This window comes from Mesorhizobium sp. M2A.F.Ca.ET.043.02.1.1, from assembly GCF_003952405.1.
GTDB lineage: Bacteria > Pseudomonadota > Alphaproteobacteria > Rhizobiales > Rhizobiaceae > Mesorhizobium.
Genome location: NZ_CP034445.1, coordinates 3,304,988 through 3,324,902 on the forward strand (window position 1 = coordinate 3,304,988; position 19,915 = coordinate 3,324,902).

Annotated in this window: 21 protein-coding genes; 8 read left to right on the forward strand and 13 right to left on the reverse strand. The window is 65.0% G+C overall.

All coding sequences use genetic code 11. The features are described 5' to 3' along the window. Positions 1-415: 415 nt before the first annotated feature. Genes EJ068_RS15720 through EJ068_RS15730 form a run of 3 tightly spaced genes read right to left on the reverse strand, consistent with a single transcriptional unit; the run spans position 416 to position 4,275 of the window. On the reverse strand, positions 416-1,384 hold the full coding sequence (locus tag EJ068_RS15720) for a substrate-binding domain-containing protein (RefSeq protein WP_127251059.1): 969 nt from the start codon (positions 1,382-1,384) through the stop codon (positions 416-418). An 18-nt stretch (positions 1,385-1,402) separates the two neighbouring features. Then, positions 1,403-2,698, reverse strand: coding sequence for an ABC transporter permease (locus tag EJ068_RS15725; protein ID WP_127251060.1), 1,296 nt, complete (start codon positions 2,696-2,698; stop codon positions 1,403-1,405). Beyond that, entirely contained in the window at positions 2,695-4,275 is a 1,581-nt protein-coding gene (locus EJ068_RS15730; RefSeq protein ID WP_127251061.1) for a sugar ABC transporter ATP-binding protein, read from the reverse strand. Before EJ068_RS15730 ends, EJ068_RS15725 begins: the two co-directional genes overlap by 4 nt. A 218-nt stretch (positions 4,276-4,493) precedes the next feature. Here EJ068_RS15730 and EJ068_RS15735 point away from each other — a divergent pair, with 218 nt between their 5' ends. Next, positions 4,494-5,513: a LacI family DNA-binding transcriptional regulator gene (locus EJ068_RS15735; protein WP_127251062.1), complete on the forward strand. Its 1,020-nt coding sequence runs from the start codon at positions 4,494-4,496 to the stop codon at positions 5,511-5,513. Here the strand turns inward: EJ068_RS15735 and EJ068_RS15740 are convergent. The 5 genes from EJ068_RS15740 to EJ068_RS15760 all read right to left on the reverse strand — a co-directional run bounded on the left by EJ068_RS15740 (position 5,503) and on the right by EJ068_RS15760 (position 10,637). After that, entirely contained in the window at positions 5,503-6,303 is an 801-nt protein-coding gene (locus tag EJ068_RS15740; RefSeq protein ID WP_127251063.1) for an inositol monophosphatase family protein, read from the reverse strand. The genes EJ068_RS15735 and EJ068_RS15740 overlap by 11 nt on opposite strands. A gap of 74 nt (positions 6,304-6,377) precedes the next feature. Further along, on the reverse strand, positions 6,378-7,376 hold the full coding sequence (locus EJ068_RS15745; RefSeq protein WP_127251064.1) for an LLM class flavin-dependent oxidoreductase: 999 nt from the start codon (positions 7,374-7,376) through the stop codon (positions 6,378-6,380). Positions 7,377-7,379: 3 nt separating this feature from the next. Continuing rightward, positions 7,380-8,201 (reverse strand): arylamine N-acetyltransferase, encoded by an 822-nt coding sequence (locus EJ068_RS15750; RefSeq protein ID WP_127251065.1) that lies wholly within the window; start codon positions 8,199-8,201, stop codon positions 7,380-7,382. A gap of 88 nt (positions 8,202-8,289) precedes the next feature. Beyond that, positions 8,290-9,459, reverse strand: coding sequence for an AI-2E family transporter (locus EJ068_RS15755; protein WP_127251066.1), 1,170 nt, complete (start codon positions 9,457-9,459; stop codon positions 8,290-8,292). 125 nt (positions 9,460-9,584) lie between these two features. Beyond that, positions 9,585-10,637: an LLM class flavin-dependent oxidoreductase gene (locus EJ068_RS15760; RefSeq protein WP_127251067.1), complete on the reverse strand. Its 1,053-nt coding sequence runs from the start codon at positions 10,635-10,637 to the stop codon at positions 9,585-9,587. A gap of 337 nt (positions 10,638-10,974) precedes the next feature. On the opposite strand from EJ068_RS15760, the gene EJ068_RS15765 reads away from it, so the two are divergent. Further along, complete coding sequence (locus tag EJ068_RS15765; protein ID WP_126080153.1) at positions 10,975-11,403, forward strand: DUF6481 family protein; 429 nt, start codon at positions 10,975-10,977, stop codon at positions 11,401-11,403. Between the two features lie 178 nt (positions 11,404-11,581). Here the strand turns inward: EJ068_RS15765 and sugE are convergent, their stop codons facing one another. Next, positions 11,582-11,896: a quaternary ammonium compound efflux SMR transporter SugE gene (gene sugE, locus EJ068_RS15770; protein WP_127251068.1), complete on the reverse strand. Its 315-nt coding sequence runs from the start codon at positions 11,894-11,896 to the stop codon at positions 11,582-11,584. Positions 11,897-12,089: 193 nt separating this feature from the next. Continuing rightward, entirely contained in the window at positions 12,090-12,215 is a 126-nt protein-coding gene (locus EJ068_RS33680) for a hypothetical protein (protein ID WP_095819016.1), read from the reverse strand. Between the two features lie 212 nt (positions 12,216-12,427). Here EJ068_RS33680 and EJ068_RS15780 point away from each other — a divergent pair, with 212 nt between their 5' ends. Both EJ068_RS15780 and EJ068_RS15785 read left to right on the forward strand, forming a co-directional pair. Next, the gene (locus tag EJ068_RS15780) at positions 12,428-13,387 is read left to right on the forward strand and encodes a cation diffusion facilitator family transporter (RefSeq protein WP_127251069.1); all 960 of its coding nucleotides are present in this window, start codon (positions 12,428-12,430) and stop codon (positions 13,385-13,387) included. A 35-nt stretch (positions 13,388-13,422) separates the two neighbouring features. Beyond that, positions 13,423-13,827, forward strand: a complete 405-nt coding sequence (locus EJ068_RS15785; RefSeq protein WP_127251070.1) for a GFA family protein — start codon at positions 13,423-13,425, stop codon at positions 13,825-13,827. A 1-nt stretch (position 13,828) separates the two neighbouring features. Here the strand turns inward: EJ068_RS15785 and EJ068_RS15790 are convergent, their stop codons facing one another. Beyond that, a complete protein-coding gene (locus EJ068_RS15790) occupies positions 13,829-15,076 on the reverse strand; it encodes a DNA recombination protein RmuC (RefSeq protein ID WP_127251071.1) in 1,248 nt (415 codons plus the stop codon). A gap of 103 nt (positions 15,077-15,179) precedes the next feature. Between EJ068_RS15790 and def the strand changes: the two genes are divergently transcribed. From def to truA, 4 genes are read left to right on the forward strand one after another with little or no spacing between them, the layout of a single operon-like run. After that, the gene (def, locus tag EJ068_RS15795; protein WP_127251072.1) at positions 15,180-15,710 is read left to right on the forward strand and encodes a peptide deformylase; all 531 of its coding nucleotides are present in this window, start codon (positions 15,180-15,182) and stop codon (positions 15,708-15,710) included. A gap of 58 nt (positions 15,711-15,768) precedes the next feature. Then, the gene (gene fmt / locus EJ068_RS15800; protein ID WP_127251073.1) at positions 15,769-16,704 is read left to right on the forward strand and encodes a methionyl-tRNA formyltransferase; all 936 of its coding nucleotides are present in this window, start codon (positions 15,769-15,771) and stop codon (positions 16,702-16,704) included. Then, complete coding sequence (locus tag EJ068_RS15805) at positions 16,701-17,207, forward strand: N-acetyltransferase (protein WP_126080160.1); 507 nt, start codon at positions 16,701-16,703, stop codon at positions 17,205-17,207. Before fmt ends, EJ068_RS15805 begins: the two co-directional genes overlap by 4 nt. Before the next feature lie 23 nt (positions 17,208-17,230). Continuing rightward, positions 17,231-18,019, forward strand: coding sequence for a tRNA pseudouridine(38-40) synthase TruA (truA, locus tag EJ068_RS15810; protein WP_127251074.1), 789 nt, complete (start codon positions 17,231-17,233; stop codon positions 18,017-18,019). Here truA and EJ068_RS15815 read toward each other — a convergent pair. Beyond that, positions 18,016-18,621, reverse strand: coding sequence for a transporter (locus EJ068_RS15815; protein WP_127251078.1), 606 nt, complete (start codon positions 18,619-18,621; stop codon positions 18,016-18,018). The genes truA and EJ068_RS15815 overlap by 4 nt on opposite strands. A gap of 2 nt (positions 18,622-18,623) precedes the next feature. Continuing rightward, positions 18,624-19,823: a succinyl-diaminopimelate desuccinylase gene (gene dapE / locus EJ068_RS15820; RefSeq protein WP_127251075.1), complete on the reverse strand. Its 1,200-nt coding sequence runs from the start codon at positions 19,821-19,823 to the stop codon at positions 18,624-18,626. Positions 19,824-19,915: the final 92 nt, after the last annotated feature.

A 19,915-nucleotide genomic window follows, 5' to 3' on the forward strand; every position in this document is an offset into this window, starting at 1 on the left:
GTTCCGACGAAAGCCCCTGTTCACAAGAAATCCCGTCATGGTCACCGGTTTTCGGGGGCCGGGACGGCTGGGGCGTATATAAGAACAGCCGATACGGGGCGCAAGCATTCTGCGCAAGCTGTTCATTGTCTCGGCAAGGCTTTGGCAGCGATCCGCCGCGCGTTGCGGCGCGCTCGGCGCGAGCCCGCGCTATCGTATTGTTCAGACTGGCTTTTTTGGACGTGACGCCGCTGGCGGTGCCTCGAGCCGTCATCCGGTGAGGGTAACGCTCGCCTCGGCGGGCGTGACTTTCGGTCGCGAAAGGCCGGAAAATCGGCGTCTCGGCGACGCTACGCGCATCCGGCGGCAAGGAATGGGGAGAGCCTCGCCCTCGGGCTAAACCCTGCCGGGCGCGTGGCCCGGCAGGGCTCCGGACTTAGAGCCCGTTGTCCTTGAGGATCTTGGCGGCGTTCTCCTTGGTGATCCTTTCCGTCGGCAGCGTGATGGTCTTCTCGACCTTCTCGCCGTTCAGGAACTTGATCGCCTGGCGCAGGCCCTCGGCGCCCGGCGTGACATAGGTGAAGGTCGCGGTCAGCTCGCCCTTGTTCACCATCTGCACGCCTTCGTTGGGCAGGCCGTCGATGCCGATGAACTTGATGTCCTTCTCGCGCCCGACATCCTTGGCCGCGAGATAGGCGCCATAGGCCATCGGATCGTTGTGGCCGTAGACGAGGTCGATCTTCTCGTTGGTCTTCAGCGCGTTGGCCATGATGTTGTAGGCCTGGTCCTGCTTCCAGTCGCCCGACTGCTGATCGAGCAGATACTTGATGCCCGGCTCCTTGTCGGTGAATTCATGGAAGCCGTCATGGCGGTCATGCGCCGGCTGCGTGCCCATGCCGCCCCAGATCTCGACGACGTTGCCGGCGGCCTTGCCCTTGCCGCCCAGAAGCTCGACGGCATATTCGCCGGCAGCCCGGCCGATCAGCTTGTTGTCGCCGCCGACGAACTGCGTGTAGTCCTTGGTGTCGACGTTGCGGTCGAGCACGAAGACCGGGATCTTGGCGTCGATCGCCTGTTGCACGACGCCGGTGAGGCCGGCCGATTCCTTCGGCGACACCAGCAGCGCGTCGACCTCCTGGCGGATCAGGTTCTCGACGTCGGCGACCTGCTTCTCGGTCTTGTCCTCGCCGTCGGTGATGATCAGCTCGACTTCCGGATGCTTGGCGGCCTCGGCGATGATGTCCTTGTTGAATTGGGCGCGCCAGGGTTCGATGGTCGTCACCTGCGAGAAGCCGATCTTCCACTTCTTGTCCTGGGCAAAGGCATGGCTGCCGGACAGAATTGCGGTGGTCGTCAGAAGTGCCGCCGCGAAAGTGGCGAGCTTCAGCATTTCACGTCGTTTCATGGTCCTGTTTCCTCCGGATTATAGAGACGGCGTCTCCTGTGACGGCCGCTTGGCCGCGGCCGTTTCCTTTTGCGCCGCCCGTCCGCCGGGCAGGCGCAGATAGCTTAAGATGTCGCCAGCGTTGCGCTCCTGAACGAGCACCGTGCCGATGATGATCGCCCCCTTCAGCACCAGCTGAAGGTTCGAATTGATGTTGTGCAGCTGCAGGATGTTGGACAGCAGTCCGAAGATCAGCACGCCGCAGAAGGTGCCGATCAGGCTGCCTCGCCCGCCCATCAGGCTGGTGCCGCCGATAACCACGGCGGCGATGGCGTCGAGCTCCAGCCCCGCGCCGGCATCCGGCTTGCCTTGCCGGTATTGCGCCACGTAGAGCACCGCCGCGATGCCGGCGAGCAAGCCGGACACCGCATAGGTGGCGATCTTGACGCGTCCCGCCGCGATGCCGGAAAGCCGCGCCGCCTCCTCATTGCCGCCGATGGCGTAGACATAGCGGCCAAAGGGCGTGAAGCGCAGCACCGCGCCGTAGATCACGACCGCGCCGAGGAAGAACAGGCCTGGCATCGGCACGACGCCGAACACCAGCGAGCGCAGGATCTCGAACTCTTCCGTGGCGTTGGAGCCGGTATAGACCGGCAGCACCGCATTGTTCTGGCCGGCGGTCAGCCTGGCGATGCCGAGCGCCGTCACCATCATCGCCAGCGTCACGATAAATGGCTGCAGCCGCCCGGCGACGATGATGAAGCCGTTGATGGTGCCGAACAGCAGGCCGACGCAAGGCGCCACCAACAGCACGCCCAGCACGCCGAACTTGGTCTCGACCTGGGGCAAGAGATACCACAGCGAAAGCGCGCACAGCACCACGCCGACGACGCCCGGGATGACCAGCCCGCGCGTCGTGTCCAGCCGCGCGTCGCGCCCGGCGTCCCCGCCGGCGCGCGATTTCTCGATGTTGAGCAGGATGAAGCGGGTGGCGAGCGCGCCGAGGCTGAGAGCCACCAGCGCGGTCGTCGGCACGCCAAGCGCCGCCGACGGCGTGATGCCCGGCACGGTGAGCAGCATGGCGCAGACGACCGAGCAGATTGCCATCAGCGAGCCGACGGAAAGATCGATGCCGCCGGTCAGGATCACCGCCGTCATCCCGGTGGCGATGAGGCCGGTGGTCGACACCTGGCGCAGCACGTCGAGCAGATTGCCGTAGGACAGGAAGATGTTGTTGCCCTTGGAGCTGATAGGCGAGCCGAAGACGCCGATCAGGAAGATGGCGATCAGCCCCCAGTAAAGCTTGGTGCGGGAGACAAGGCTGATGAGGTTCATGCGGCAGGTCTCGCGGTCCTTCTAGGGGCGGCAAGCCGCATGATCGCCTCCTCGCTGGCCTCAGCGCGGGGCAGGATGCCGCGCTGGCGGCCCTCCGCCATGACCAGGATGCGGTCGGCCAGATGCAGGAGCTCGGGGAGTTCCGAGCTGATCACGGCGATCGCCAGACCGTCGCCGGCGAGCTTGAAGACGAGGTCGTAGATCTCGCGCTTGGCGCCGACATCGATGCCGCGCGTCGGCTCGTCGAGCAGGAGCACGCGCGGCCGCGTCGCCAGCCACTTGCCGATCACCACCTTCTGCTGGTTGCCGCCCGACAGCGTGCCGGCGGCCTGCTCGATGCTTTCGCAGCGTATGCCGAGCGCGCTCACCGCCTCGCGCGCAAGGCCTTGCTCGCCCGAGCGCGAGCGCAGGCCGAAGCGGGCCAGCGCGCCGACCAGCGGCAGCGCGACATTGTCGGTGATCGAGGCCGTGAGATGCAGGCCTTGCGTCTTGCGGTCCTCGGTGACCAAAGCGATGCCCAGCCGGCGCGCCTCGCGCGGCGAGCCGATCTCGACCGGCGCGCCGCCGAGCTTGATCTCGCCGCCGGTACGGCCGCCGCCGGAGCCGAAGATCGCTTCCAGGATTTCGGTGCGGCCGGAACCCAGCAGCCCGCCTATGCCGAGGATTTCGCCCGCCGAAAGATCGAAGCTCACGCCCTCGATCACGCTGCGCCAGCCATGCCGGTCGGGCTTCGACAGCGACAAGTCCCTGACCGCGAGCACAGCGTTGCCGCCCGGACCGCGCTGATGATCGGAGGACGCCATAAGATCGCGGCCGACCATGGCCGAGATGATGGCGTCTTCGTTCAGCGCCGCCATATCGTTGGTCAGCACGTGACGCCCGTCGCGCAGCACCGTCACCCGGCTTGCCAGATGCACGACCTCGTCGATGCGGTGCGAGATGTAGACGATGGCGACGCCGCTTGCCGCGAGCTGACGGATGATGCGGAACAGTCGCTCGCACTCGGCCGGTGACAGCGCCGAGGTGGGTTCGTCCATGATCAGGATGCGCGCCGATTTCGACAGCGCCTTGGCGATCTCCACCAGCTGCTGCTCGCCGACCCTGAGCCGGCCGACGCGCGCTTCCGGATCGAGCTCGATGCCGAGACGCTGCAACAGCGCTTTTGCCGCGCGGCTGCTCGCCTTGCGGTCCACCACCAGCCCGGCGATCAGCTTCTCGCGGCCGAGGAAGATGTTGTCGGCGACGCTGAGCTCGGGGACGAGGTTGAGCTCCTGATGGATGATAGCGATGCCGGCGTCCTCGGCGTCGCGCACACCGGAGAAACGGACCGCCTGGCCGTCGATGGCGACAGTGCCTTCGTAGTCGGTATAGACGCCCGAGAGTATCTTCATCAGTGTCGACTTGCCGGCGCCGTTCTCGCCCATCAGCGCATGCACCTCGCCCGGCCTGAGGTCCAGGCTGACATCGGACAGCGCGGTGATGCCGCCGAACCGCTTGGAAATGCCGGTCGCGCTCAGGACGACGGTCGGACCGTCGGCCGTCACGTCCTCCGTCGTGATGGGGCCAGGGCGCTGCATGACAAAGGACGGCCTCCCTCCGTCGTCTTCGGCGACTTGAACGCTAATCGAAACGTTTCGAACGTGTCAAGCGCCTATCTGTTCTCTGAGGATTGATGCATTTCAATTCTTGCGAAAAGCGCCGGGTTTACGTAGGTTTAGCCAGATAAGGGCGGCTAAACGTTTCGAAAATGACGGCGTCAGAGCAGAAAAAACAGCGGAAATCCACGGCGCCGACCATGCTGCATGTGGCTGAGGCGGCGCGTGTGTCCGTGGCCACCGTGTCGGCATTGCTCAACGGTACCGCCACCGTCAGTCCCGAGCTTACGCAACGCATCGAGCAGGCGATCCGCGACATCGGCTACAAGCGCAATGCCATCGCCCGCAGCCTTAAGATGGGCACCACGCGCACCATCGGCCTCACCGTGCCGCACATCACCAACCCGTTCTTCACCGATGTCGTCTCGGTCATCCAGCAGGCCTTCGACCGCGCCGGCTATGCCGTCATGCTGTGCTGCACCGACGAGGATCTGAACACGCAGGACGAGCAGATCCGCCTGCTGCTCGATCGCATGGTCGACGGGCTGATCGTGGCGCGTGTCGGCGACGGCGGCCTTCTGAAGGGCATCGTCGAGGACACCAATGTGCCGGTGGTGCTGCTCGACCGCCTCTGCGAAGGCGTCGACACCGACGCGGTGGTGCTGGACAACCAGCGCGCCGTGTACGACGCCGTCACCTATCTCATCCATCTTGGCCATCGGCGCATCGGCTACATCACCGGCACGTCCGACATATCCCCCATGCATGACCGCATGATCGGCTATCGCGAGGCGCTGCAGGCGGCCGGCCTGCCGGTGGCGGAGGAACTCATACGCTCCGGCAATTTCCACGAGATCGACGGCTACAACGCCACCATGCAGCTCTTGTCGCTGCACGACCGGCCAAGCGCGATCTTCTCGGCCAACAACCCGATGGTGATCGGCACGATGAAAGCGATCCGCGACATCGGCCTCTCTTGCCCCGAGGACATTTCGGTCGCCTGCTTCGACGACTTTCCCTGGTCGGACGTGTTCGTGCCGCAGCTGACCACCGTGGCGCAGCCGGTGCAGGCGATCGGCGAGCAGGCGGCGAACCTCCTGCTCGACCGGCTGGCCGGCAACCGCGACGCGCCGCCGCGCAAGCTGGTGCTGAAGGGCCGGCTGATGATCCGCAATTCCTGCCGGCCGCTGGGCGCGATCGCGCAGAGCGTCAGCGCGTAGCTTCGAGGGCCTCTGCGCACAGCGCCTGCAATCTCGGGAAGATGCGGCTGCCGCCGGCGATCACCCGCGTGCCCTGGTCGAGCACCGTCTTCGGATCGGCTCTGAGCACCGTTCCGCCGGCCTCTTCGACCAGCAGCATGCCGGCGAGGCAGTCCCAGGCGTTCATGTGCTCCTCGACATAGCCGAGCAGCCGGCCGGACGCCGCATAGGCGAGCATCAGCGCTCCGGAAGCATTGCGGTAGAAGACGCCGCCCTCCGCCATGATCAGGCTGATGAGAGTGACGACATTCTTGGTCGAGGCGCGGTTGGACAGCCCGGTGCCGACGGCGCCCTCGGAAAGCGACGCGGCATTGCTGGTCTTGATCGGCTTGCCGTTGAGCAAGGCGCCGCCGCCCAGGCGGCCGTAGAACGTCTCGTCGGTCGAAGGCTCATGGATGACGCCGACCACCGTCTCGCCGTCCCTGGCGCAGGCGATCACCACGCACCAGGCGGGAATGCCGCGCACGAAATTGGCGGTGCCGTCGATCGGGTCGATCACCCAGACATGGCCGGTTGTTCCGGTCACCGCAGCATGCTCCTCGCCGATGATGCCGTCTTGCGGATAGGCCTCGGCGATCGCCGCGCGGATGAACAGCTCGACCTCGCGGTCGGCTTCCGAAACTAGGTCCTGATGCCCCTTGCTCTCGACGGCCAGGTTGTCGAGGTCTCGGAAATATTTCAGCCCCAGCTCGCCGGCGCGGCGCGCCAGGTCGATGGCAAAATGCATGCGGTCGTCGAGATCTTTGGTCACGGGGAACTCTTGGCTGAGAGGGACATCTGCGCGCCCTTAACAGACCAATATGTCAGGCGAAAGTGACTGCGCGATCACGCCGCCTTCGACATCGATTTGTGCACGTGGGCGAGAATCTCGTAGGAGCGCACGCGCGCCGCGTGATCGAAGATCTGCGCCGTCACCATCAATTCGTCGGCGCCGGTGCGGCGGACGAAGGCATCGATGCCCTGGCGCACCGTCTCCGGCGAACCGACGACGGCGCAGGACAGCGCCTGGGCAAGCATGGTTTTCGCCATCGGGTCGAGATCGCGGTCGTAATTCTCGACTGGCGGCGGCAATTGCCCCGGACGGCCGCTGCGCAAATTGACGAAGGCCTGCTGCAGCGAGCTGAACAACAGCTTCGCCTCAGCGTCCGTCGGCGCGGCGGAGACATTGAGGCCGAGCATGACATAAGGCTTGTCGAGCTGCGCCGACGGCTGGAACCGCGTGCGATAAACCTCCAGCGCATGGTCGAGCTCGGCCGGCGCGAAATGCGAGGCGAAAGCGTAGGGCAGGCCGAGAAGCGCTGCGAGCTGCGCGCCATAGAGGCTGGAGCCGAGTATCCAGACCGGCACGGTCTGGCCTTCGCCCGGCACGGCACGGATGCGCTGGCCTTCCTCGGCCGGCTGGAAATAGCCCATCAGCTCGACCACGTCCTGCGGGAAATTGTCGGCAGACTCCAGGTTGCGGCGCAGCGCCCGCGCGGTCAGCATGTCGGTGCCCGGCGCGCGGCCGAGTCCGAGGTCGATGCGGCCGGGAAAAAGTGCCGCCAGCGTGCCGAACTGCTCGGCGATCACCAGCGGCGCATGGTTGGGCAGCATGATGCCGCCGGCGCCGACGCGGATCGACTTGGTGCCGCCGGCGACATGCGCGATCACGACGGATGTCGCGGCGCTCGCGATGCCCGGCATGTTGTGGTGCTCGGCCAGCCAGTAGCGCTTGTAGCCCAGGCGCTCGGCATGGCGGGCGAGGTCGAGCGAATTGGCGAGCGACTGCGAAGCGGTGCTGCCTTGGGTGATCGGCGACAGGTCGAGAACCGAAAGGGCGGTCATTGGTCAGGTCTCCACGATGCGTTTTTCCCTGAGCCTTGCCTCGAAGGCGGCGCGGTTGGGAATGACGATGGCGAGCTGGTCCTCCAGCACGTCGGCGAGCTCGGCGGCCGTCGCGACCTCGCGCTGCTCGCTGCGGCCGCCGGCACGATGCGTCGAAAGGCGGTTGTTGCGCAGCGCGTAGCGCCGGTCGGGCAAAGCGAGTGCTGCGACCAGCGTCGACAGGAAATGCGAGCTCGGATGCGTCGACAGGAAATGGCTGGCGACCCGGTAGTCGACCTCATAGGCCTGGCCGAGGTCGAAGCGGTAGAGCGTGCGCCAATCATCGCCGATTTCGGCCTGCAGGCGGAATTGTCCGCCGGTCTCGACGAGGCGGAAGGTTTCGTGCGGCGTCTGCTGCTCCAGCCCGGCTTCCAAAAGCAGCGGCGCCGTCAGCATCAGGCCGCCGAAGCCGACATCGCCGGTATAAGTGCGGCCGCCAAGCTCGATGCGCAGCAGCATGTGGCTGCGCGCGGTGACCGCGTCATCCGGCTGGCCCCACAGCACGCGGGCGGCAAGCCCGCTGACGGTGAAGCCCAGCGCGCCAAGCGCGTGCATGAAGATCAGATTGTGCTCGAAGCAATAGCCGCCGCGGCCCTGGCGAAAAATCTTGTCCTGCAGTGAAGCGACGTCGAGGCCGACGGAAACGCCCATCAAGGCATCGATGTTCTCGAAGGGGATCGCCCGCGGGTGCGCGGCGTGCAGCGCCTGCAGCGTGGCGAGTGAAGCGTCGGCCGGTCCGCCGTAACCGATGCGGGCGAAATAGCCATCGAGATCGAAGTCGCTCATTCAGGGGCGGGTCCGGCTTGACCGGTCCGATATAGGCACTGGTCACCGGTGTCGCAAACAATGGCCGGGATTTGGGATTGGGCCAGCCTCAGGCTGCTTGATTGTGGTTGTTATCGGCCGGCTCTTCATCGACGACAGCCGTCTGCTGCGCCGCCAGGAAATTGCCGAACGGGCTCAGGCTTTCGAAGTGGTCGCAGAACACCTTGATGACGACCAGCAGCGGCACCGCCATCAGCGCGCCGACGAAGCCCCACAGCCAGGACCAGAAGGCGATGGCGATGAAGATCGCTACGGCGTTGATCTCGAGGCGCCGCCCGACCACCATCGGCGTCACGAACTGCCCTTCGACGACGTCGCACAGCACCACGAAGGCCGGCGCCAAGAGCGCGTAAGCGATCGTGTCGAAACTGATCAGCGCAATGACGGCGACGATCAGGACGGTCATCAGCGCGCCGACATAGGGCAGGAAATTGAGCAACGCCGCCATCGCCCCCCAGACCAGCGGGTTGGGCATGCCGAGCCCCCAGAGACCCAGCCCGATCACCGTGCCGAGACTGACATTGATGATGGAGACCGTGAGCAGATAGTGCGAGATCTCGCGCTCGACGTCATAGACGACGCGCAGTGCCCGCTTCTTCTGCGTCATGCTGGCGAAGGATTGGACGATCTTCTCGTAGAACAGCGTGCCGGAGGCGAGCAGGAACAGCGACAGCACGAAGACGATGGTGATCGCGGTGCCTGCTTCCAGGATATTGCCGGCCGCCGTGGACAGGATGCCGGAAGGCGCCACCGCGACCCGCTGCAGGCCGGGCTCCTGCGAGGTCTCGGTCAGCGCTTCCAGTTGATGCGCGAGGTCCGTCATTCGTTCGAGCGGCCGCCTGAACGGCGCCAGCCGCTCGGTCAGCTGCTGGCCGATCGAATAGGAGTTGTTGATGAGGTCGATAACCGGGCCGCTGAGCAGATAGCCGGCGGCGGTGAAAATGAAGATCGACAGCAGCACCAACAGCGTCGCCGACACCACTTCCGGGATCCCGTGCTTTCTCAGAAAGCGCACAATCGGCGTCAGCGTCAGCGCCAGCAGGAAGGCAAGCATCACCGGCATGAAGAAGGCGCGGGCGAAGTATAGCGCCGCCGCGGCCATCAGAATGAAGATGCCGATCACCAGCGACCGCATCAGGCGTATGTCCGCCCTGGCATCGGCACGCGGGTCAGGGCTTTCGGCAGCGCTTGCGCCCGAAGCGATCTGTTCGGCTTTCATCGGTTCCCTTGCAAGCCGCCAGCCGATAATGCATGGCGGGCCTGTGCGCGAAACGCGGGAGTTCCGGGCAAGGTTCCAAGAGTCGGCTTTCCGCATTCGGGGGCCAGTTTAGAGCGGATCGCTCGTCAGGCAGCCGGCGCTGGCGCGGTCTTGGCCGTCTCCTTGCGCACGATCGGCGCCACCTTGGTGCCGTAGAGCTCGATCGCCTTCATGATCTTGGCATGCGGCATGGTGCCGATCGCCATCTGCAGCAGGAAGCGGTCATTGTTGAAGATCCTGTGCTGGGCGACGATCTTTTCAGCCACCTGCTCGGGGTTGCCGACGAAGAGCGCCCCATTGGGACCCCGCGCCTGGTCGAAATGCGCCTGCGAGGTCGGGCCCCAGCCGCGCTCGCGTCCGATGCGGTTCATCACCTCGGCCTGCGGTCCGTAGAAGTCGTCGGCCGCCTGTTCGGTCGTCACGGCGATGAAGCTGTGCACGTTGATGCTGGTCGCAAGCGTTGCCGGATCGGTGTTGGCGCGGCGCGCCGCCTCGCGATAGATATCGAACAGCGGCGCGAAACGCGCCGGCTCGCCCCCGATGATGGCCAAAGCCAGCGGCAGGCCGAGCACGCCGGCGCGGGCGGCCGATTGCGGTGTGCCGCCGATGGCGATCCAGATCGGCAGCTTCTCCTGGTAAGGACGCGGGTAGACGCCGCGGCCGTTGATCGGCGCGCGCAGCTTGCCCTGCCACGTCACCTTCACCTGGTCGCGGATGGCGAGCAACAGATCGAGCTTCTCAGCGAAAAGCTCGTCATAGTCTTCCAAATTGTAGCCGAACAGCGGGAAGGATTCGATGAAGGAGCCGCGCCCCGCCATGATCTCGGCGCGGCCGTTGGACAGAAGGTCGAGCGTGGCGAATTGCTGGAAGACGCGCACCGGATCGTCGGAGGAAAGCGCGGTGACCGCGCTGGTGAGCCGGATCTTCTTCGTGCGCTCGGCCGCCGCGGCAAGCGCCACGACCGGCGCGGAGGCGGCATAGTCGGGGCGGTGATGCTCGCCGAGCCCGAACACGTCGAGGCCGACCTGGTCGGCCAGCTCGATTTCCTCGATGAGATTGCGCAGCCGCTCATGCGGACCGATGGCGCCGGGACCCGGCTCCGGGCTGACATCGGCAAAAGTGTAGAGACCGAGTTCCATCTGGTTGCGTCCTGAACCTGTTCATGTGGGTTTTTTGCCTGTTGGCGCTCTAAAGCATGTCTCCCGAAAGTGGGAATCGGTTTCGGGATAAAGACATGCGTAAAATCAAAACCTAAAGCGCATGGAGCGAATCTGAAAGATCGCAACGCGCTTTAGGTAACCGTATGCCTTGCCGCCCGCCAGAGGCGCGATCGGTGAACAGTGCATCGCGCATCGCCAAGCCGTATCCCTGCGGCAACAAGCCCGGTTTTTTCATGGCTGGCATACCGTTTTGACGCTTGAACTCGCCGCTTTCACGCGTATGTAAGCGTCGCGAATAGACTGCAGGGAAGTACACTTGGCTATCTACAGGGAAAAAGACATTTTCGAGCGGCGCAATGCCGCGAACGAGGCAAAGAAGGCGCTGCTCGCGCGCTTCAAGGCAAAGCCGGCGGCGGATGATCCCGCTGTGCTGGCGCGCCAGGCAGAACGCAAGGCGATCCTCGAGGCCCGCGCCATCCGCGAAGCGGAGAAGGCAAGGCTGAAGCAGGAAAAGCTGGCGCGCGAAGCGGCCGAGAAGGCTGAACGCGAAGCTGCCGCCGAAGCGGCGCGGATCGCCGCCGAAGAGGCTGCTGCCGCCGAGGCCAAAATCCGCGAGGCGGAGGAAGCCGAGCGCATCGCGTTCGAGCTTGCCGACGAGGCCGCGCGCAAGGCCAAGCGTGACGCACGCTACGCCGCCCGCAAGGCGCGCGTCGGCAGGACGCCTCCGGGCTTCTCCGCCCGCTAGAGCAATTCCAGGAAAAGTGCGTAGCGGTTTTCCGTCCGGAATTGTGCAAGAACCAAAAAGCTTGGAGTGGGTCGGCGATTCTGTGAATCGCTGACTCGCTCTAAGTCCGGGTTCGATGGAAAAATTGGTCAGGGTCGCCGAAAGCGGCCCTGAATGCATTTGTGCTGTCAGCTCTAATTTAGGCTACCAGCTTCAGCCCGACGATGCCGCAGACGATGAGGCCGATGCAAGCCAGGCGGACGACGGTCGCGGGCTCGCTGAGCAGCCAGATGCCGAGCAGCGCCGTGCCGACGGTGCCGATGCCGGTCCATACGGCATAGGCCGTGCCGACGGGCAGCGTCTTCAGCGCCAGGCCGAGCAGGCCGAGGCTGACGATCATCGAGGCGATGGTGAGAAGGGTCGGCAGCGGTCTGGAGAAGCCGTCGGTGTATTTGAGGCCGATCGCCCAGCCGATCTCGAACAGGCCGGCGAAGAAAAGAAAGATCCAGGACATCGAAAACGCTCCGTCATTCCAGCATCGCCCGAGATGCTTGGTGGCGGGTCGTCCCGGCCGGTTTTTCGGGAAGCGAGGTCGTCCTCGCTCCTTGAATATAGGATGGTTGTTTTCCGATCAACAAAACACCGGCAGCATTGTCATGCCGCCGGTTCAGATTCCGCAGGGAGCCGGATCGACCGATTCGGGCCGCTTACTTTTCCTTGATGCGCATCGCCTTGACCGGCGGCGCCTTCGGAGCCGGGGCCGCGGCGGGCTTCTTGGCGTCCTTCTTCGGCTTGCGGGCTTCCTTGCCCGCCTTCATCGCACCTTTAGCCATGATTCGCTCCTCCGATTGTGGGCAATCCGAGTGAAACAAGAGAAATGACGGACTGCAAGAGGCAGTGCGGCTTTGCTGAGCCGGCCGGCCGGCTGTCAACCGATTTTGCGGTCGCGACGCCAGTTCGAAACCTCGCAAAGGCTGGCGCATTGTCTGTAGAGCTTTGCTGGGCGGGCCGCTAAGCTCGCGCGCAGGGGCAAGCCGGGGATCGGATGGCAGGACATAGTGGATCGAGACGGGTGATATACGCCGCGCTCGCCGGCAATCTGGCGATCGCGGTCACCAAATTCGCGGCGGCAGCCTTCACCGGTTCGTCCGCCATGCTGTCGGAAGGGGTGCATTCGCTGGTCGACACCGGCAATGGCACGCTGCTCCTCTACGGCATGCATCGCGCCGCGCGGCCGCCGGACCAGACGCATCCGCTCGGCCACGGACGCGAGCTCTATTTCTGGAGCTTCATCATCGCGCTCTTGGTGTTCGCGCTTGGCGCCGGCATTTCCTTCTATGAGGGCGTCATCCACATCATGGCGCCCGAACCGGTCGTCAACGCCAAGGTCAATTATATCGTGCTCGGCCTTTCGTTCTTGTTCGAGGGCAGCTCATGGTTGGTGGCGCTGAAGGAGTTCCGCCGACAGAAGGGCAGGCAGGGTTGGCTGCAAGCCGTACAGTCGAGCAAGGATCCGAGTGTCTACACGGTTCTGTTCGAGGACAGCGCCGCGCTACTCGGCCTCATTGTCGCCTTCGCCGGCATCCTGGCCGCCGAGCTTCTCGAAATCCCCGAACTGGACGGCGTCGGCTCGATCGGCATTTCAATCATCCTGGGGGCGACAGCGGCTTTTCTGGCGCGCGAAAGCAAGGGACTGTTGATTGGCGAGCCCGCTTCTCCCGAAGCGCAGCGCCAGGTGCTGGCGATCGCCCAGGAGGATCCGGCCGTCCAGCGGGCGAACGGCATATTGAGCGTCCATGTCGGTCCGGAGGAAATCGTTGCTGGCTTGAGCATCGAATTCGAGGATCATCTCACCGCGCCCGACATCGAAGCCTGCGTCGAGCGCCTGGAGGCGAGACTGAAGAAAGAGATGCCGCAAATCTCCAGGCTCTTCGTCAAGCCACAGGCGACTGGCACATGGGAGCGGCGACGCAAGGCCATGGCCGAGGCCTCGGAGGAGAGCTAGGTTGAGCGCAGCGAAGTTTGTGAGGAGCATAGTCTATGAAGATCGACGGCGGATGCCATTGCGGTGCGATCGCCTATGAGGCGGAGGTCGACCCGGAAAAGACCTCGATCTGCCACTGCACCGACTGCCAGCAACTGACCGGCACGGCATTCCGCGTCACCGTTCCGGCACCGGAAAGCGACTACAAGATCATCAAGGGCGCGCCGAAGATCTACATCAAGGTCGTGGCAAGCGGCGCTAGGCGCGCCCAGGCCTTTTGCGCCGACTGCGGCTCGCATCTTTATGCAACGTCTGTCGGCGACGGTCCGAAGGTCTATGGCATCAGGGTCGGGACCGCCAGCCAGCGTCAGGACCTGGTTCCCAGACAACAGAAATGGCACAGGTCGGCGTTGCACTGGCTGCCGGAATTCGAAGGCATGACGACTCTCGAAGAGCAGTAGGCTATTCGGCGTCCTCGACGACCCTGAGCCTCAACTGGCCCGTCTTGGTGTCCGCCACACGCGCGCCGCCTTCGGCCTTCGCCGGGCGCGGCGCCTCGGTCTCGCCCTCGGCGAATTCCAGCGCCTCGATCTTCTGGCCGCGCTTGGTGACCTTCGACGTCGAGACCAGAATGTCGTCGATGTCCTTGGCCGCTTGGCCGAAATGCGTCTGCAGCCGGCGCACCCGCTCGTCGACCCTGGCCACATCCTCCATCAGCCGGATGACCTCGCCCTGGATCAGATGCGCCTGCTCGCGCATGCGGGCGTCCTTGAGGATCGCTTGGATAACCTGGATCGACAGCATCAATAGCGACGGCGAGACGATGACGACGCGGGCGCGGTGCGCCTTCTGCACCACCGCCTCGAAATTCTCGTGGATTTCCGCGAACACCGATTCCGAAGGCACGAACATGAAGGCGGTGTCCTGCGTCTCGCCCTGGATTAGGTATTTTTCCGCGATATCGCGGATATGAACCTCGATGTCGCGCCGAAAGGCCTGCGCCGCCACCTTCTGCATGTCGGCGCCCTCGGCGGCGCGGATGGAGTTCCACGCTTCCAGCGGGAACTTGGCGTCGATGGCCAGCATCGGCGCGCCGTTGGGCATTCGCACCAGGCAGTCTGGCCGGCTGCCATTGCTGAGGCTGGCCTGGAACTCATAGGCGCCGTGCGGCAGCCCGTCGGCGACGATCGCTTCCATCCGCGATTGGCCGAAGGCGCCGCGCGTCTGCTTGTTGGAGAGGATCGCCTGCAGCTGCACGACCTGCCCGGCAAGCGACTGGATATTGCCCTGCGCGGTGTCGATCACCGCCAGCCGCTCCTGCAGCTTGGCCAGGCTTTCATGCGTCGACTTGGTCTGCTCGGCCATGGTCTGGCCGATGCGGCCGGTCATGGCGTCGAGCCGCTGCCCGAGCGATTGCGTAAGCTCCGCCTGCCTGGCGCCGAAGACGTCGGCGATCGCGCCCATGCGCCCCTGCATCTCGGCCTGCGCCTGCATGATGTCGGCCATCCGCGCCTCGGTGTCACGGGCATGGTCGGCCGCTTCCGCCGCGGCGACCGCGCGCGCCTTGGCGGCGCGCCACAGGGCGATGACGAGCGCGGCGAACAGCACGACGAATACGACAGCGACGATACCAAGCGCCTGGCCGAGCGTGACCGTGGTGGCGCCGAGCCGCGCGACCGGCTGCGAAAGGATGGAGGTCATGTCGTTCATGTGCGCAGCATAACCGATTCGCATCGCCGGCACAGATCAAAACGTGAGCAGGGAAAAGCTGCCCCCGTTGACGCTTCTCCAGCGAAGTCTTAGGTGAGACGCCATGTCGATCAAGCCGCTCATCATCCTTCCCGATCCCGTCCTGCGCCAGGTTTCCAAGCCGGTCGAGCGCGTCGATGCCGATTTGCGCAAGCTCGCCGACGACATGCTGGAGACCATGTATGACGCGCCGGGCATCGGCCTTGCGGCGATCCAGATCGGTGAGCCTCGTCGGCTCCTGGTCATCGACCTCGCCAAGGAAGGCGAGGAGCCTCAGCCGCATGTCTTCATCAATCCCGAAGTGCTCGAGAGTTCCGACCAGCGTTCCGTCTATGAGGAAGGCTGCCTGTCGATTCCCGATTATTATGCCGAGGTCGAGCGCCCGGCTTCCGTGCGGGTGAAATATCTCGACCGCGAGGGTAAGCTGCAGGAGATACAGGCGGAAGGCCTAATGGCCACCTGCCTGCAGCACGAGATCGACCATCTCAACGGCGTGCTGTTCATCGACCGCATCTCGAAGCTGAAGCGCGACATGGTGGTGCGCAAGTTCAAGAAGCTCGCCAAGGACAAGGCGCCGGGCAAGATGGTGGGCTGAGGGCCGTTTCGGCCGCGCGAGCACTTGAGCCTCCCGTAAGACAGGATCGCAGGACCTCATGCCGCATCGCGTCATCTTCATGGGCACGCCGGACTTTTCCGTGCCGACCTTGCGCGCCATCGCCGAAGCCGGTCACGAGATCGCGGCCGTCTACACGCAGCCGCCGCGTGCCGCCGGCCGGCGCGGGCTGGAACTGACGCCGTCGCCGGTGCAGCGCGAGGCCGAGCGGCTGGGGCTTGAAGTGCGGACGCCGACATCGCTGAAGGGCGAAGCCGAGCAGGTGTCATTCGCGGCCCTGCAGGCCGATGTCGCCGTGGTCGTCGCCTATGGATTGCTGCTGCCGAAAGCCATTCTGGACGCGCCGAGGCTCGGCTGCCTCAACGGCCATGCCTCGCTTTTGCCACGCTGGCGTGGTGCTGCTCCCATCCGGCGCGCCGTCATGGCGGGCGACGCCTTGACCGGCATAATGGTCATGAAGATGGAAGAGGGTCTGGATACCGGGCCGGTGGCTTTGGTTGAAAAAGTCGCCATCGCACCCGATATGACGGCCGGCGAATTGCATGACCGCCTGATGGTTCAGGGCGCCTCGCTGATGGTCGAGGCGCTCGCGCAGTTGGGGATAAATTGTCTGACATTTACCCCGCAGGCGGCGGAAGGGGTGACCTACGCCCGAAAGATCGATAAATCGGAGACACGCGTAGACTGGACGCGGCCTTCTGGCGAAGTCCACAATCACATTCGCGGCCTCTCGCCCTTTCCGGGCGCGTGGTGCGAGGTCGAAATTGGCGGCCGCATGGAGCGGCTGAAACTGCTTCGCTCGGCGCTCTCGGAGGGCGTCGGCGAGTCGGGAGGAATTCTCGATGACCGGCTGACGGTCGCCTGCGGATCGGGCGCGGTCAGGCTGGTCGAAGTTCAACGGGCGGGCGGAAAGCCTGCCGCCGCGCAGGAGTTCTTGCGCGGCGCCAAGATCGCAAAAGGAACGAAACTGACATGAGCATGATGTCGATACGCGCGGCGACGCCGCGGGATCGCGAGGCGATCCGCCTCGTCGAAGAACATGCCTTTGGCCAGCAGGCGGAAGCCGGGCTGGTCGATGCCCTGGTCACCGGCGGCGACGCGGTCGTCGAGCTGGTTGCCGAGGAAGACGGCCAGGTCGTCGGCCACATCCTGTTTTCCAGGCTTTACGTGCAGAGTGGCGGCAAGCGTTTCGCGGCCGTCGCCCTGGCGCCGCTGGCGGTCGAACCCTCCTTCCACGGCACCGGCATCGGCGGTGCGCTGATCCGCGAGGCGCATATCCGCCTCAAGGAAGCCGGCGAGACGCTGGCCGTTGTCCTGGGCGATCCCGTCTACTACGGCCGCTTCGGCTACACCCATGGCCGCGCCGCAAATTTCGACAGCGAGTATCAGGGCGAGGCGCTGCAGGCGCTGGCCTGGGGCGATGCGCCCGAGACCGGCAGGCTGGTCTACGCTTCCGCTTTCACTGCCTTGGCCGCCTAGGCTAAGGCAAAGCACAAGCTGGCATGCCGCGTTTTCGGCTCGATATCGAATATGACGGCAGCCAGTTCGCGGGCTGGCAGCATCAGGTCGACCAGCCCTCGGTGCAGCAGGCGATCGAGCAGGCGATCGAAAAGTTCTGCGGCGAAGACGTAAGAATACGGGCCGCCGGCCGCACCGATGCCGGCGTGCACGCCACCGCCCAAGTGGCGCATGTCGATCTTGCCAAAGCGTGGCCGGGCGACAAGGTGCGCGATGCGGTGAATGCCCATCTGCAGGCGGTCGGCGCGCGCGTCGCCATCCTCAAGGCGGCGGTTGTCGCCGATGATTTCGACGCGCGCTTTTCCGCCACCGGCCGCCACTATCTCTATCGCATCCTCAACCGTCGCGCGCCGCCGGCCCTGGAAAAGGGCAAGGTCTGGTGGGTGCCGAAACGGCTCGACGCCGAGGCCATGCACGAGGCGGCGAAAGTGCTGCTCGGCAAGCACGACTTCACCACCTTCCGCTCCACCCAGTGCCAGGCCGAAAGCCCGGTCCGCACGCTTGACCGCCTCGAGGTCAGCCGCGATGGCGATTTCATCGAGGTGCGCAGCTCGGCGCGCTCCTTCCTGCACAACCAGGTTCGCTCGATGGTCGGCTCGCTGAGGCGGGTCGGCGACGGCTCCTGGGGCGCGGCCGATCTCAAGGCGGCGCTCGAAGCGCGCGACCGAGCAGCCTGCGGCCAGGTGGCACCGCCGGACGGGCTTTTTCTCGTCGGCGTCGACTATCCGGAGACGCCCGGCAAATTCACCATCGCCGGGGACGCCGACACTTAACCCGTCGTGCTGTCCGGTATGTCGATGCCGAGCAGCGCCTGCAGGCCGAACAGGACGAGCAGCGAGGCGATGAACATGCCGACAAAGACGGCGGTGCCCACGGCGGCGCCCTTGCCGATCGACGCATTGGTCATGCGCCAGGTCAGCAGCGCCGACAGCGCGAACAGGAACAGCGAGACAAGGCTGCTGATCTCGCTGGTTGAGGGCAGGAACAGCCTGAGCAGCGCCGAGGGCAGCATCAGCCAGGCGATGATCGCCGATGCCCAGTTGGAGGCAACGACATAGTGGACGAAGCGGCCGCCGATGCCGGCGCGCGGCGCGACCAGCGCCAGCGCCACCAGCGGCAGCACCCAGGAGCCGATATCCACCGTCGCCAGCCTGATCAGCATGCCGAGGCGCCCGGCGAAGGCCTCCGGATCGCCGATCTCGTTGGCGATCCCGACCCAGCCGACGATCAGCGCCGGCGCCGCCACGACGATGGCGTAGAAGGAATTCCAGAAACCGTCCGCCGAAAGGTCGAGCAGGCGCAGCCCGTCGGCCTTGCCGAACATCAGCCGCCAAGCGCCGACCAGCGAAGCATAGGTTTCGTCCGCCGATAGCATGGTCACGAAAGGCCTTTTGCGAACCAGTCTTCGATGAAGCGTTCGTAGATCTGCGTCAGCGTCTCGAGGTCGGCAAGCGCGACCCGCTCGTCCACCATATGCATGGACTTGCCGACCAGCCCGAACTCGACCACAGGGCAATAATCCTTGATGAAGCGCGCGTCCGACGTGCCGCCGGAGGTGGAGAGCGCCGGCGTCCTGCCTACCACCGCCTTCACCGAGCTGCTCAGCGTATCGATCAGCCTGTCGTCGCGGGTGAGGAAGACATGGCTCGGCCGGTCGCGCCAGACAAGCTCGTAGTCGACCGGCGTCTTCTTGCCCGGCCGGTATTTCTTGCGCCCCGCCGCCTGGTCGAGCCGGTTGTGGATCTCGGCTTGTATCGTCTCCGCGTCCCATGTGTCGTTGAAGCGGATGTTGAACGTCGCCGTCGCCTTGGCCGGGATGACGTTGGTCGCCGGATTGCCGACGTCGATCGACGTCACTTCGAGATTGGTCGGCTGGAAATCCTTGGTTCCCTTGTCGAACACGGGATGGAGCAGTGCGTCGACCAGGCTCATCAGCCCGCGCACCGGGTTGTCGGCAAGCTGCGGATAGGCGGCATGGCCCTGGCGTCCGTTGACGGTCACGGTGCCAGACAGCGAGCCGCGTCTCCCGATCTTGATCATGTCGCCAAGCGTGTCCGGATTGGTCGGCTCGCCAACGATCGAGGCGTCCCACTTCTCGCCCTTGGCGGCCGCCCAGTCGAGCAGCTTGGTGGTGCCGTTGATCGCCGGCCCTTCCTCGTCGCCGGTGATGAGCAGCGAGACCGAGCCTTTCGGCCCGCCGTTTTTCTCCACGTGGCGAGCCACCGCGGCGATGAAGCAGGCGATGCCGCCCTTCATGTCGACGGCGCCTCGGCCATACATCTCGCCTTTGGCGATTTCGGCGGCGAAGGGCGGATGCGTCCATGCCGATTCGTCCCCCACCGGCACGACATCGGTATGGCCGGCAAACATCAGATGCGGGCCGTTGCCCGAGCGCCGCGCATAGAGGTTTTCGATGTCCGGCGTGCCGTCTTCCGAGAAAACTGGACGCTCGACCGAAAAGCCAAGCGGCTTCAGCATGTCCCCCAGTGCGGCAAGAGCCCCACCTTCTGCGGGTGTGACGGACGGACAGCGGATCAGGGCGGCAAGATTCGCGGCGGGATCGGTCGGCAATGTCATGGGCAAAGCGATAGTCGAAAGCGTTTGTCGTGTCACGGTGGCAGATCATCGCCGGTGATGCCGCCGACAATATGGTTTTCATCACGTATAAA